Origin of the sequence: Streptomyces lincolnensis (genome assembly GCF_001685355.1) — a bacterium.
Lineage (GTDB): Bacteria > Actinomycetota > Actinomycetes > Streptomycetales > Streptomycetaceae > Streptomyces > Streptomyces lincolnensis.
This window is the reverse complement of sequence record NZ_CP016438.1, coordinates 635088-647192: the sequence shown is the minus strand read 5'-3', so window position 1 is coordinate 647192 and position 12105 is coordinate 635088. Positions and strand designations below refer to the sequence as shown.

Below are 12105 nucleotides of genomic sequence, written 5' to 3'. Positions count from 1 at the left end.
AAGCGCCTCCTCCCGCTGGAGGAGACCGGACCGTCCACCTGGTCCGGATCCTCATCGATCCTAGGCACCACCGGTCACCGCCTGCATCTCGGGCGGATCAGGGCTGGGCGGCGCCGATGACCGGAGGCGCGGTGACCTCCCGGCCGAAGAAGTCCTCGGTGCCCGGGTCGATCCCGAACAGGGCGCGCAGGTCCAGCCCGGTGCGCGGGCAGCCGGAGACGGCGAGGGAGGCGCTCCCCGCGGAGCGGATGTCCGGCAGCGGCCCGCCCGCCAGGCACGGGTCGGCGGCCGTGCCCGCCGGCTTCGTGCCGACGCGTTCCTGGCCGGTGTCCGCCCGCCAGGCATCCAGGGTGCGGTACGCGCTCTCGCCCCACTCCACCCGCCAGGGGCCGTCGGCGGTGTGGTACTGGTTGCCCTGGAAGACGACCCGGTCGGCGCTCAGCGCGGCGTCCGCGGTGATGAGGGGATCGCGGTCGGACACCAGCAGGTTGTTGCGGAAGCTGATGCCGTTGATGTCCGGGCGCAGCAGCACCACCGTGCCGGCGCCGCCGGGCGACCGCGACATGGTCACGGTGTTCTGGTAGATGCTCAGGTTGCTCACGTTGTCGCCGTAGACGGTCAGGGCGCCGTGCCAGGGCAGCTTGCGTCCGTCGTCGTCGCTGATGTTGTAGCGGATGCGGTTGTTCGTGTGCGCGCCGTTCGCGGTCTGCGAGTAGGCGTAGTAGCCCGAACCGTCGTTCTGGTACGACAGGTTGTACTGCACCGTCGAGCCGGACACGTTGGAGTCGAGGCCGAAGCCGCTGCCGTCCTTCCCGGAGCCGGTGTGGTTGCGGTAGGCGGTGTTGTGCTGCATCAGCACGTTCGCCGAGTCGTACGCCCACATCCCCACCGGGCCGCCCGGCGCGTCGATCGCGGCGCTGCCGCCGTTGTCGTGGGCGCTGGAGTCGCGCACCACGGCCCGGTGGACGCCGCCGAGGACGATGCCGTTGCCGGTGTGGCGCTCGCTCGCCTCCGGGTCACCGGAGTTGGAGTAGGCGTCGACCTGTTCGACGGTGATGTCCTGGTGGGCGTAGACGGGCCGTTCGGGTTCGAAGTCGGGGCCGTAGGTGAGCAGCCCGGCGTCCTTGTTGTCGTGCAGGGAGGCCCGGCGGACCGTGACGTCCGAGAAGCCGGCGCCGGTGATGGCGGAGCCGATCGCGATGCCCGTCTGGAAACCGGAGACGTCGATGTCGGCGAGGGTGACGTGGCTCTCGCGGCTTCGGGTGCGGGTGTCGTCGTAGTACAGGCTGACGCCCGCCTCGTCGGTACGGGCGGAGCCGCGTCCCTCCAGGACCAGGTCACTGACGTCGACGCCTCCCGTGTTGTGCACCGAGACGGCGGGAGCACCGGTCGCGACGACGGTGGCCCGGCCCTTGCCGTAGGAGCCGATGACGACCGGCCGTTCGGGGTCGCCGGCCTCGTCGGGGCGGATCGCGACCTGCCCGGAGAGGCGGGTCCCGCCCTGGAGCAGGAGCCGGTCGCCGGGGTGCAGCAGCAGTTCGTCGGCCCGGGCCAGGGTCCGCCAGGCCCGGTCGGCCGAGGTGCCCGGAGCGGAGTCGTCGCCGTCCGGGCTGACGTAGTACGTGGTGACCTCGGGGCTGTAGTGGGGCGTGTCCGCGCAGCCGCCGACGACGCCGAGGACGAGCGCCGCGGTCAGGGCGACGGCCGAGGTGCGGGGCATGGAACTCAGGCCTCCACCGGTTCGCCGTGCGGGTCCGGCACACCGGCCGGGCCCCGGGCGAACCACGCGACGGTGCGGCGCACGCCGTTCTCCAGCGCCACCTCGGGTGCCCAGCCCAGCAGTTCACGGGCCCGGGCGATGTCCGGCCGCCGGCGCACGGGGTCGTCGACGGGCAGCGGACGGTACTCGACGGGCGCTGGCGACCCCGTCAGCCGCAGGACCAGACCGGCCAGGTCACGCACGGTGCACTCGGCCGGGTTGCCCAGGTTCACCGGCCCAGCGTGCGAGGAGTCGAGCATCGCGAGCAGACCGCGCACCAGATCGTCCACGTAGCAGAAGCTGCGGGTCTGGCTGCCGTCGCCGTACACGGTGAGCGGGGTGCCGGCCAGCGCCTGACGGATGAACGTGGACACCACCCGGCCGTCGTGGGGCCGCATCCGTGGGCCGTAGGTGTTGAAGATCCGCACGATGCCCGTGTCGGCGCCGAGACCGGTCCGGTACGCCGTCGTCAGGGCCTCCGCGTACCGCTTGGCCTCGTCGTAGACACTGCGCGGCCCGACCGGGTTGACGTTGCCCCAGTAGCCCTCGGGCTGCGGGTGGACCGCGGGGTCGCCGTACACCTCGCTGGTGGAGGTGAGCAGGAACCGGGCACCGCGCCGTACTGCCAGGCGCAGGGCGTTCTCGGTACCGCGGCTGCCCGCCGACAGGGTCTGAAGCGGCAGCCGCGCGTAGTCGGGAGGCGAGGCGGGGCTGGCCAGGTGGGCGACGGCGTCGACAGGGCCGGGCACGTCGAAGGCGCCGGTCACGTCGGTGCGCACCAGGCGGAAACCGGGCCGCGCGAGGAGGGGGAGTACGTTCACGGGCTCGCCCGTGCAGTAGTTGTCGAGGCACCAGACGGTGTCCCCGCGGTCCAGCAGCGCCTCGCACAGATGGGAGCCGAGGAAGCCGCTGCCTCCGGTGACGACGACCTTCATGACACACCTGCCAGGGGGGTGCGGCCCAGCGCGTGGACGGTCCAGCCGCCCTCCCGCCACGCCGGGGCGTCGAGCGCGTTGCGGGCGTCCAGCAACAGCGGTCGGTGTACGACCGCCGCCAGCGCGGCCGGGTCGAGGTGCTGGTACTCCGGCCACGGCGTGAGATGCAGGACGAGGTCGGCGTCCTCGCACGCCTTGGGCACGTCGAAGGCGTAGCCGAGGCCGGGGTACGCGGTGCGGGCGTTGTCGAGGGCCTCCGGGTCGTGGACGCGGACGGCGGCCCCCTGCTCCTGCACGGCCGCCGCCACGGCCAGCGCGGGCGAGTCGCGCACATCGTCGCTGCCCGGCTTGAACGCCGCGCCCAGAACGCCGACCCGGCGGCCGGTGAACGACCCGCCCAGCAGCCGCCTGGCCAGGTCCACCGTTCGGGTCCGCTGCCGGGTGTTGATCCGGTCCACCTCGTGCAGGAACACCACCGCCTCACCCGCGCCCAGTTCCTCGGCGCGGGCGGCGAAGGCCCGGATGTCCTTGGGGAAGCAGCTCCCCCCGAAACCGAGGCCCGGCTCCAGGAACAGCGGCCCCACGCGGGAGTCGGCGCCCACCGCGCGGGCCAGCAGCATGGCGTCGGCGCCCGCCGCCTCGCACACCTCGGACATGGCGTTGATGAAGGAGATCTTGGTGGCGAGGAAGGAGTTCGCGGCGACCTTCACCAGCTCCGCGGTGGCCGGATCGGTACCGAAGTACGGCACCCCCGCGCCCAGCATCGGCCGGTACACCGACCGCAGGACGGCGTCGGCGCGCTCGGAGGACACACCGACGACCAGCCGTTCCGGGTGCATGGTGTCGTGGACGGCGGAACCCTCGCGCAGGAACTCCGGGTTCCAGGCGATCTCACAGCCGGGCGCCGCCTCGGCGAGCCGCCGGGTGAGCCGGGCCGTCGTGCCGACCGGAACCGTCGACTTGCCCACGACCAGGCTCCCGGGACGCAGATGCGGGACGAGACCGTCCACGACGGCGTCCACGTACCGCAGGTCCGCGGCCTTGCTGTCGGGCCGCTGCGGGGTGCCCACGCACACGAAGTGGGTCCGGGCGAAATCAGCTCCCTCGGCGAGGGAGGTGGTGAAGCGCAGCCGGCCCGACGCCACGTGCCGGGCGAGCAGTTCGTCCAGGCCGGCCTCGTGGACGGGGGACCGGCCGGCCGACAGGGCCGCGACGCGCTCGGCGTCGATGTCGATGCCGAGGACCTCGTGGCCGATGTCCGCCATGCACGCGGCGTGCACCGTCCCCACGTATCCGGTGCCGATCACTGTCAAGCGCATGACGTCACTCCTTCGTGCCCGGACGCCGGGCCGACCCGGCGTAGCCGTGCGGGTTGAGCTGCTGGAAGTGCCAGGCGTCCCGGCACATCGCGGCCAGGTCCCGGGTGGGGCGCCAGCCCCAGGCCCGGGCCACCGCGCTCGCGTCCGCGACCAGCGCCGGTACGTCCCCTGGCCGGCGCGCGACGATCTCGTACGGGATCGCCCGGCCGCAGGCCCGGCCGAACGCGGTGACGACGTCCAGGACCGAACTGCCGCTTCCGGTCCCGAGATTGAAGATCCGCATGCCCGGCGCGTCGCCGAAGTGGTCAAGCGCCACGCGGTGCGCCTCGACGGTGTCCATCACATGGAGGTAGTCGCGCACCGCGGTGCCGTCGGCGGTCGGATAGTCGCCGCCGAACACGCGCAGCCGCTCCCGGCGGCCGACGGCGACCTGGGCGACGTAGGGCATGAGGTTGTCGGGTTCCCCGCTCGGGTCCTCGCCGAGCAGTCCGCTCGGGTGGGCGCCGGTCGGGTTGAAGTAGCGCAGGCACAGCACGGAGAACTGCGGACGGTGCCGGCAGACGTCGTCGAGGATCCGCTCGCACATCCACTTCGAGGACGCGTACGGGTTGGTGGGGGCGGCGGGTGCCGACTCGTCGAGCAGGCCGGTGCCCGCGCTGCCGTAGACGGAGCAGGAGGAGGAGAACACCAGCCGCTGGACGTGGTGTTCCTGCATGGCGGACAGCAGGGCGGTGGTGCCGCCGACATTGGTGTCGTAGTACCGCACGGGCATCCGTGTCGACTCGCCCACGGCCTTGTGCGCGGCGAAGTGCACGACGGCGTCCACGGAGTGTCGGTCGAAGACGGCCGAGAGGGCGCGCCGATCACGGATGTCCAGCTCGTAGACGGCGCCGACGAACCGGCCGGCGATCCGTTCCACCCGGGACAGGACCTGGGGTGCGCTGTTGGAGTAGTCGTCGACGACGATCACCTCGTAGCCGTGGTCGAGGAGTTCCACGCACGCGTGGCTGCCGATGAAGCCCGCCCCGCCGGTCACGAGGACCGTGGAGGGTGGCCTGGGGTACGACGACCCGGTGTCCATGGTGCTCACCAGCCCAGGACGGCGGCGGCGTACGCCGGGAAGAACACGAGGGCCACACCGACGGGCAGTGCCGAGAGCAGGCCGAGGGCGAGGGGGAGCCCGGCGGTGCCCAGCACCTTGGTGACCGGCAGGTGCGCGGTGCGCGCCGCTTCGCGCAGGTGGAGCACGGGCACGGTGACGGCGACCACGGCGAAACTGGTGGCGGCGGTCAGGCACAGGAAGACGTATCCGGCCGAGGGGGTGGCCAGTTCGCCGTAGAGGGCGACACCGGAGAGGGCCGCGGCGATCGCCGCGAACGGGAGGATCAGCCGTGCGAGCAGCGGCCGCGGCCCCTCCGTCCCCTTGGGAGTGACCTTGAAGGTCAGGGGCCTGGGCCGCAGCCGCCCGCGGACCGCGTCGATCAGTCCGCGCAGGACGAACGGCCACCGGGTCAGGGAGAACAGCCAGCCCTCCCAGCTGAGCAGCGGAGCCGCGGGCGGGCGCAGCAGCCCACGCCGGCGCAGCAGGTACATCGTCAGCAGCAGCCAGACGGGCATGGCCCAGAAGTGAGCCAGGAAGTCGAAGTAGTTGACGTTCATCCAGGGCAGGCCGGTCAAGACCGCGATCGGCGGCAGCAGCAGCCCCGCGGAGACGGTCAGACCGAGAAGCGGGTAGTACGCCAGCGCGTAGGTGAACCGCAGCCGCAGCAAGCGGGGCAGTCGTCCCAGATGCCGTGGCAGCAGGCCCAGGAGCATGGTCGTCAGACTGCGCGACCACTGGTACTCCTGAGTGATCATGTCGGCGAAGGACAGCGGCCCGTCGCCGTGCGCCTCCGCGTCGATGGCGAACGCCCCGTGCCAGCCCGCCGAGTTGAGGAGATACGTGGTGGAGAAGTCCTCCGCCAGCTCCGGTCCCAGACCTCCGATGTCGCGCAGCGCGCGGGTGCGCACGGCGTAGTGGGAGCCGATGCACATGGGCGCCAGCCCCTCGCAGTGGCCGAGCTGGAGCGGGCCGTGCGACGTCGCCTCGCGGTGCAGCCGCCCGCGGGCCGCCCACGAGGAGGCGGCGTTGGCGTCGCACACACTGGGCGCGGCGACATAGCCGATGGCGGGGTCGGAGAACGGACGCACCATCTCCGCGAGATAGCCGGCGGCCGGCACGTGGTCCACGTCCAGCTGCGCCACGACGTCGTAGCGCTCGTAGCCCCAGTGGTCGTAGAAGTAGGCGAGGTTGCCCTCCTTGCACCGGGTACGGCGCGGCCAGGCGGGCCGGTGGTAGTCGAGGACTCCCTGCCGCGAGGACATCCGGACGCGGTGCGTGCGGCACCAGTGGGCGGTCTCCTCGCTGGGGACCTCCTCGCACAGCCAGACGTCGTAGGCGTACGGGAAGTCCTGGCGGAGCATCGCCTCCAGGGTGCGCCGGGCGGTCGCCCAGGGCTCCAGGGGTGCGCGGGTCACGACGAAGGCGACCGACAGCACGGGGACCGCCAGGGTCGGATCGACCCGGCGCACCCTCAGGGCGGGAAGGAAGAAGTACGCCGGTACGGCGGTCAGGTACAGCAGGATCACACTGTTGACGATCAGTCCCGCCCACCCCGCCCGGTGCTGCGGCTGGAGCCACCACGACCAGAACCACACGAAGCTCGTCGCCCACCCGACGGCGATCAGCGCGAGCAGGAACCGGTGGCGGCGCGGCAGGGCCGGCACGAACGTGGTCGGCCGCAGCACCTTCTTCCGGGGCGGCGGCCCGAACAGGGGACCGGCCGCGGTCACCCGGACGACCTTGCCGTTCGAGAGGGCCGCCAGGTGGCGCTCCATCTGGTCCAGGTCCGCCGGAGTGCGGACCGACTCGCTGTGCGTCATGGGCGACGCTCCCACCGTGCGGTGCAGCGCGGGACGCTGTACACGGACGCCGTATGTTTACGACGTATATGTACGACTTTGCGCCTATTATTCGTGTACGTCAAGGGAGCAGAGATGCCTGAGGAACCAGCGGGAACAGAGAGCTCCCCGGGCCGCCGCGCAGGCGACCGCGGCCGGTACGGGAAGCTGAGCCGGGAGAAGGTCCTGGTCTGCGCGCTGGAGGTGGTCGACCGGGACGGGCTGTCCGGGCTGAGCATGCGCCGGCTGGGCGCGGAACTCGGCGTCGAGGCGATGGCCCTGTACCGCTACGCCTCCGGGAAGGACGCGCTCCTGGACGGGCTGGTGGAGGCGTTCTTCCTGGAATTGGAGAAGGATCTGCGGGACCTGGAGAAGGATCTAGGGGCCCCGGAGAAGGATCTACGGGACCCGGAGCGGGAGGGCGGCCCGCGGGACGGGCCCGCCGACGCGCCGGTTCCGGCTCCGGACCCGGTTCCGGCTCCGGACCCGGTTCCGGACCCGGTTCCGGGGGAGGCGCCCCCGGGCGGATGGCGCGACGACCTGCACCGCATCGCGCTGTCGGCGCACGGCGTGGCCCTCCGGCACCCGAACGTGGTGCCGCTGCTCGCCACCCGGCTGCTCTCCACACCGATGGCCCGCCGCCCGGCAGCCGTGCTGCGCGGCGACGAACGGATCCTCGCCCTGTTGGCCTCGGCGGGGATGAGCGACCGTCAGACCGTCGCGGTGCACCGGGCGTTCACCGCCTGGCTGCTCGGCCACCTCCTCGTCGACCTGCGCGCCATGGACGACGACCCCGAGGAGCCGGACCCGGCCTTCCGGATCGGACTGCACCGGATCTCCGCGCAGGAACTGCCCCGGCTGCGGGCGACCGCACTCGCCATGGCCGACCGGGGCGGCCCGGCCGAACTCGCCGCGGGACTGGACGCGTTGCTCGACCGCTTCGGCTGAGACGGGGCAGGATCAGTCCTCGGCGTGGTGGAACCGGCGGTGCAACGCGTGCACTTCCTCGGCCAGTTCGGGCACCGGACCCTCGACCACCACACCGGGCGCCACCTCATGCACCGCCAATGTCCGCACCGGCGGGGCCGGGACGCCCAACTCGGCGAGCCAGGCGGACAGCTGCTCGGACGACGCCACATATACGATCCGCCCCAGCCCCACCCAGGCATGCGCGGCCGCGCACATCGGGCAGTGCTCACCGGAGGTGTAGACGGTCGCGGCCGCCCGCTCCTCGGGCGTGAGGTGCTCCGCGGACCAGCGCGCCAGCGCGAACTCGGGATGCCGGGTGCGGTCGCCGGACGCCACCCGGTTGTGGTCCTCGGCCAGCAACCTCCCGTCCCCGCCCACCAGCACCGACCCGAACGGCTCGTCCCCGGCCTCCAGCGCCTGTGCCGCCAGCTCCACGCAGCGCCGCAGGTGCGGCAGCTCGGCGTCCTGTACGGCCATGGGGCGGCCCTCCTCGTGGTCATGGTCGTGGCCGTCGGGGTCGTGACCGCGACTTGTGTGATCGCCGGAACAAGCCTAGGCGCGTGCCCGGCCGACCGGAAAGGCGTGCCGTCGGCCCAGTGCCACAACGGCCAGCGCGGCCGCGACCAGCGGGAGCGCGGTCCACGGCAGCGAACCGGCCCCAAGATGGGTCAGGGCGAGCCCGCCGGTGAGCGAACCCGCCGCGATCCCCGCGTTGTAGACGGTGGTCTGTACGGACGTGGCCACATCGGCGGCGGCCGGACCCGAGGCGTCGACCAGCGCGGTCTGGATCAGCGTCGGCGCCCCGCCGAAGGCGACGCCCCACAGGGCGGCCGCCACGAGCAGCACGGCCGGAGTGCGGGCGAAGAGACCGAGCGCGAGCATGACCACCGCGCACAGCCCGAGCGCGCCGAGCAGCGTGGGCCGCAGCAGGCGGTCGACCAGCGCGCCCGTGATCCAGATCCCGACGACCGTGGCCGTCCCGAACACCAGCAGCACCAGCCCCGTACGCCCGAACCCGGAGTGCGCCGCGAACGGGGCCACGTAGGTGTACAGCACCTGATGCCCCAGCAGCAGGAACAGCGTCACCGACAGGACGACCGGCACGCCCGGCAGGACGGCCACGCGGCCGAGCGGCACCCGCGCACCGGCCTCCTCACCGGGGAAACCGGGAACCCACCGGAGCACCCAGCCCACCAGCAGCACCGAGATCCCCGCCAGCACGCCGAACACCGCGCGCCAGCCCAGCACCCCGGCCAGCGCGGTCCCGGCCGGCACCCCCAGCGACAGCGCCAGCGTGATCCCGGCGAGGACGATCGCGATGGCCCGCCCACGCCGTTCGGCGGGCACCATCCGGGCCGCGTACCCGACGAGCATCGCCCACAGCGTGCCGCCCATGCCCCCGGCGACCAGCCGGCCCGCGAAGGTCAGCGGGTACGACGACGACAGCGCGACCACCACATTGCTGACCGCGAACCCCAGCAGCGCGCCGACCAGCACCGGCCGGCGCGGCAGCCCGCGCAGCAACGCGGTCAGCGGGATCGCGGCCACGAAGGAGGCGAGCGCGTACCCGGTCACCAGGAAGCCGACGCGCGCCTCGGAGACCCCCAGCGCCGGAGCCATGCGTGGCAGCAGACCCGCGGGGAGCAGTTCGGTCACGACGGCGGTGAAGGCGGCCGTGGACAGGGCGAGCAGCCCCGACCACGGCAGGGACGTGGGCAGGGCCGCGCCCTTGACCTGCGATGCGGTGGACATGCGACCATGCTCGGACTTTCACATCAGTGTGAAGGCAAGCGTGACCCGGAGCACGTCATGAGGATCGGCGAAGCGGCCTGATGAAGATCGGCGAACTGTCCCGGCGGACCGGCGTCCCCACCCGTCTGCTGCGCTACTACGAGGAACAGGACCTGCTGCACCCGGCCCGGACCGGGAACGGCTACCGCGCCTACGACGAGGCCGCCGTCCGGGACGTCCAGCAGATCCGCGGCCTGCTGGACTCCGGCCTGACCACGGAGATGATCCGGGCGATCCTGCCCTACCTCTCCGGACCCGAGGAGATCCTGCTGCCCCCGGAGCACCTCACCCCGCAGACGGCGGCCCTGCTGAGCGCCCACATCGACCGCATCCAGGCCCGCATCGACTGCCTGGCCTGCAACCGCGACCGGCTCAGCGCGTACCTGGCCGCGGTACGGCCGGACACGGGACGGCCACAAACGTCGTAAACGCGGTAAACACCGTAAACGCCGTTGCTCTCGGAGCGTGCGGGTGATGAAGTGAGCGCATGGATCATGCCGCGATACTCGCCCTGTACGACCGGGACATGCGCGAGGGCGCACAGCCGGACGGCCCCGATGCCCGCGTCGAGCGGACCGGAGGCGTGGTCCGGCAGGTCTCGTCGGACCAGGGCTGGAACGGCGTCGTGTGGTCCGATCTCGACGCGGCGGGCGCCGACGCGGCGATCGCCGAACAGATCGCCTACTTCACGGCGCTCGGCCGTGAGTTCGAGTGGAAGGTCTACGGGCACGACCTGCCCGTGGATCTGGGCAAGCGGCTCAGAGCCGCCGGGTTCACCCCCCTGCCCGAGGAGACGCTGATGATCGGCGAGGTCGCCGATCTCACCCTGGACGCCGATCCGCCGGAAGGGATCCGCCTGCTGCCCGTCACCGACCGGGCGGGCGTGGACCTCGTCGCGGACGTGCACGAGAAGGCCTTCGGTACCGACAGCTCGCGGCTGCGGCACCAGCTCCTGGCCCGGCTGACGGACGACCCGGACAGCGTGGTCGCCGTCGTCGCGCTCGCCGGCGACATCCCGGTCAGCGCCGCCCGGATGGAAATGGTCCCGGGCACCCGCTTCGCCGGGCTGTGGGGCGGCGGCACCCTGGAGGAGTGGCGCGGTCGCGGCATCTACCGCGCGCTCGTCGCCCACCGGGCCCGCGCCGCCGTGGACCGCGGCTACCGCTATCTCCAGGTCGACGCCCTGAGCACGAGCCGCCCCGTCCTCGAACGGCTCGGCTTCCAGGCGCTGACCACGACGACGCCGTACGTGTACGTGCCGTAGTCCTGTCCCCGGCAGGAGCCGGGACCGCGCCCCTGTCTTACGGGGCCCTACGCGCAGGGCGCGCCGATCTTCTGTCGGCGCGCCCTGCTTCAGCGTGGGTCGGCCCTCGGTGAGGGGCGCCCGTGATGCTGTTCGCCCGCCGTCAGCGGCGGGCCTTCGACCGGTCCAGCGCGGCCACGCCCAGTGCGGCGAGGCCGATCTGGATGAGCCACTCGATCCAGTCCGGGCCGTCGGTGTCGGCCACGTCGAAGGCGCCGGCGATCGCCGAGCCGATCAGCGCGGCAGCGATGCCGACGAGGATCGTCCACAGGATGCCGATGCGCTGGCGTCCTGGGATGACGAGCCGGCCCAGGACTCCGATGACGATGCCGATCACGATGGCACTGATGATGCCGTCGACTTCCATCTCCGCCCCTCTTCTGTCAAGACCCCCGCACCAGTGCGTGTGCCCCCAGGAACCGCGGACACTCCGCCCGCGCGTCAACCACTGGCCAGGGGTGGGTCACCGCGTGACCCAGCCGGTGGCGCGGACCACCTCGTCCGCGATGTCGATCACCGAGCGTCCGTCGGTGGCGACCCGCAGGGTGTCCCCGGGCGCCCGCTCGTCCAGCATCCGTGCCTTGCGGACGCTGCCTCGCAGCTCATGCTCGAACTCCGAGCCGATCTCCCGCCCCCGCAGCCGGAGTTCCGCCGTCCGGTCGGTGGCGGTGAGCAGCACCCGGACCAGTCGTACGCCGTCCCCCATCGCCCCGCGGAAGATGCCCTCCGCCTCCGCGAGGACGCTCACGGTGTTCACGTACACCAGACGCCGGCAGCCCAACGCGGTGTAGTTGGCCCAGACGGCTGTCAGGTTCCGCTCGGTGATGGCGGCCCGGTGCGGATCGCCCTCCGGCGCCGGATGCACCTGCCCCATGAAGTCGCCGTCGATCACGGCGTGCCCGACCTCGGCCGCCCGCAGCCGGGCCGAGACCTCCCACCCCACCGTCGTCTTCCCGACCCCGGCCCGGCCACCGATGAGCAGTACTTCCGCGTCAGCCATGGCGGCAGCGTGCCAGCCGGACATCCCACCGGCGACCGGATTTCCCTCGCGTACCCTGCCCCTCTCGGCGGCGAGGGAAGGCGGATCCC

12 protein-coding genes are annotated in these 12105 nt (G+C 72.5%); 3 read left to right on the top strand and 9 right to left on the bottom strand.

All coding sequences use genetic code 11. The features are described from left to right. Window positions 1-97: 97 nt before the first annotated feature. Genes SLINC_RS03020 through SLINC_RS03000 form a run of 5 tightly spaced genes read right to left on the bottom strand, consistent with a single transcriptional unit; the run spans window position 98 to window position 6935 of the window. Window positions 98-1720: a right-handed parallel beta-helix repeat-containing protein gene (locus SLINC_RS03020; RefSeq protein ID WP_079164373.1), complete on the bottom strand. Its 1623-nt coding sequence runs from the start codon at window positions 1718-1720 to the stop codon at window positions 98-100. Window positions 1721-1725: 5 nt separating this feature from the next. Next, window positions 1726-2694 (bottom strand): UDP-glucuronic acid decarboxylase family protein, encoded by a 969-nt coding sequence (locus SLINC_RS03015; RefSeq protein WP_079164372.1) that lies wholly within the window; start codon window positions 2692-2694, stop codon window positions 1726-1728. After that, window positions 2691-4013, bottom strand: coding sequence for a UDP-glucose dehydrogenase family protein (locus tag SLINC_RS03010; protein ID WP_067426333.1), 1323 nt, complete (start codon window positions 4011-4013; stop codon window positions 2691-2693). Before SLINC_RS03010 ends, SLINC_RS03015 begins: the two co-directional genes overlap by 4 nt. A 4-nt stretch (window positions 4014-4017) precedes the next feature. Further along, the gene (gene galE, locus SLINC_RS03005; RefSeq protein WP_067426331.1) at window positions 4018-5094 is read right to left on the bottom strand and encodes a UDP-glucose 4-epimerase GalE; all 1077 of its coding nucleotides are present in this window, start codon (window positions 5092-5094) and stop codon (window positions 4018-4020) included. A 5-nt stretch (window positions 5095-5099) separates the two neighbouring features. Next, on the bottom strand, window positions 5100-6935 hold the full coding sequence (locus SLINC_RS03000; RefSeq protein WP_067426329.1) for a glycosyltransferase family 2 protein: 1836 nt from the start codon (window positions 6933-6935) through the stop codon (window positions 5100-5102). A 114-nt stretch (window positions 6936-7049) separates the two neighbouring features. Between SLINC_RS03000 and SLINC_RS02990 the strand changes: the two genes are divergently transcribed. Beyond that, on the top strand, window positions 7050-7901 hold the full coding sequence (locus SLINC_RS02990; RefSeq protein WP_225988218.1) for a TetR/AcrR family transcriptional regulator: 852 nt from the start codon (window positions 7050-7052) through the stop codon (window positions 7899-7901). Between the two features lie 12 nt (window positions 7902-7913). On the opposite strand, the gene SLINC_RS02985 is transcribed toward SLINC_RS02990, so the two are convergent. Continuing rightward, window positions 7914-8399: a nucleoside deaminase gene (locus SLINC_RS02985; protein ID WP_067426327.1), complete on the bottom strand. Its 486-nt coding sequence runs from the start codon at window positions 8397-8399 to the stop codon at window positions 7914-7916. Between the two features lie 75 nt (window positions 8400-8474). Then, window positions 8475-9674 (bottom strand): MFS transporter, encoded by a 1200-nt coding sequence (locus SLINC_RS02980; protein ID WP_067426325.1) that lies wholly within the window; start codon window positions 9672-9674, stop codon window positions 8475-8477. Between the two features lie 80 nt (window positions 9675-9754). Between SLINC_RS02980 and SLINC_RS02975 the strand changes: the two genes are divergently transcribed. Both SLINC_RS02975 and SLINC_RS02970 read left to right on the top strand, forming a co-directional pair. Then, window positions 9755-10141 carry a MerR family transcriptional regulator gene (locus SLINC_RS02975; RefSeq protein WP_067426323.1) on the top strand — a complete coding sequence of 129 codons (387 nt, stop codon included), beginning with the start codon at window positions 9755-9757 and terminating at the stop codon, window positions 10139-10141. A gap of 59 nt (window positions 10142-10200) precedes the next feature. Further along, a complete protein-coding gene (locus SLINC_RS02970; RefSeq protein ID WP_067426321.1) occupies window positions 10201-10977 on the top strand; it encodes a GNAT family N-acetyltransferase in 777 nt (258 codons plus the stop codon). A gap of 142 nt (window positions 10978-11119) precedes the next feature. Here the strand turns inward: SLINC_RS02970 and SLINC_RS02965 are convergent, their stop codons facing one another. Together SLINC_RS02965 and SLINC_RS02960 are read right to left on the bottom strand one after the other, a co-directional pair. Next, window positions 11120-11383 (bottom strand): GlsB/YeaQ/YmgE family stress response membrane protein, encoded by a 264-nt coding sequence (locus SLINC_RS02965; protein WP_067426320.1) that lies wholly within the window; start codon window positions 11381-11383, stop codon window positions 11120-11122. Between the two features lie 96 nt (window positions 11384-11479). Beyond that, window positions 11480-12016: a nucleoside/nucleotide kinase family protein gene (locus SLINC_RS02960; protein WP_067444862.1), complete on the bottom strand. Its 537-nt coding sequence runs from the start codon at window positions 12014-12016 to the stop codon at window positions 11480-11482. Window positions 12017-12105 lie beyond the last annotated feature (89 nt).

Bases quoted from the DNA above. Each gene is read 5' to 3' on its own strand.
- SLINC_RS02990 (WP_225988218.1), top strand. From the start codon at position 7,050: ATGCCTGAGGAACCAGCGGGAACAGAGAGCTCCCCGGGCCGCCGCGCA.
- SLINC_RS03015 (WP_079164372.1), bottom strand. From the start codon at position 2,694: ATGAAGGTCGTCGTCACCGGAGGCAGCGGCTTCCTCGGCTCCCATCTG.
- SLINC_RS03020 (WP_079164373.1), bottom strand. From the start codon at position 1,720: ATGCCCCGCACCTCGGCCGTCGCCCTGACCGCGGCGCTCGTCCTCGGC.
- SLINC_RS03010 (WP_067426333.1), bottom strand. From the start codon at position 4,013: ATGCGCTTGACAGTGATCGGCACCGGATACGTGGGGACGGTGCACGCC.
- SLINC_RS02970 (WP_067426321.1), top strand. From the start codon at position 10,201: ATGGATCATGCCGCGATACTCGCCCTGTACGACCGGGACATGCGCGAG.
- galE (WP_067426331.1), bottom strand. From the start codon at position 5,094: ATGGACACCGGGTCGTCGTACCCCAGGCCACCCTCCACGGTCCTCGTG.
- SLINC_RS02975 (WP_067426323.1), top strand. From the start codon at position 9,755: ATGAAGATCGGCGAACTGTCCCGGCGGACCGGCGTCCCCACCCGTCTG.
- SLINC_RS02985 (WP_067426327.1), bottom strand. From the start codon at position 8,399: ATGGCCGTACAGGACGCCGAGCTGCCGCACCTGCGGCGCTGCGTGGAG.
- SLINC_RS03000 (WP_067426329.1), bottom strand. From the start codon at position 6,935: ATGACGCACAGCGAGTCGGTCCGCACTCCGGCGGACCTGGACCAGATG.
- SLINC_RS02980 (WP_067426325.1), bottom strand. From the start codon at position 9,674: ATGTCCACCGCATCGCAGGTCAAGGGCGCGGCCCTGCCCACGTCCCTG.
- SLINC_RS02960 (WP_067444862.1), bottom strand. From the start codon at position 12,016: ATGGCTGACGCGGAAGTACTGCTCATCGGTGGCCGGGCCGGGGTCGGG.
- SLINC_RS02965 (WP_067426320.1), bottom strand. From the start codon at position 11,383: ATGGAAGTCGACGGCATCATCAGTGCCATCGTGATCGGCATCGTCATC.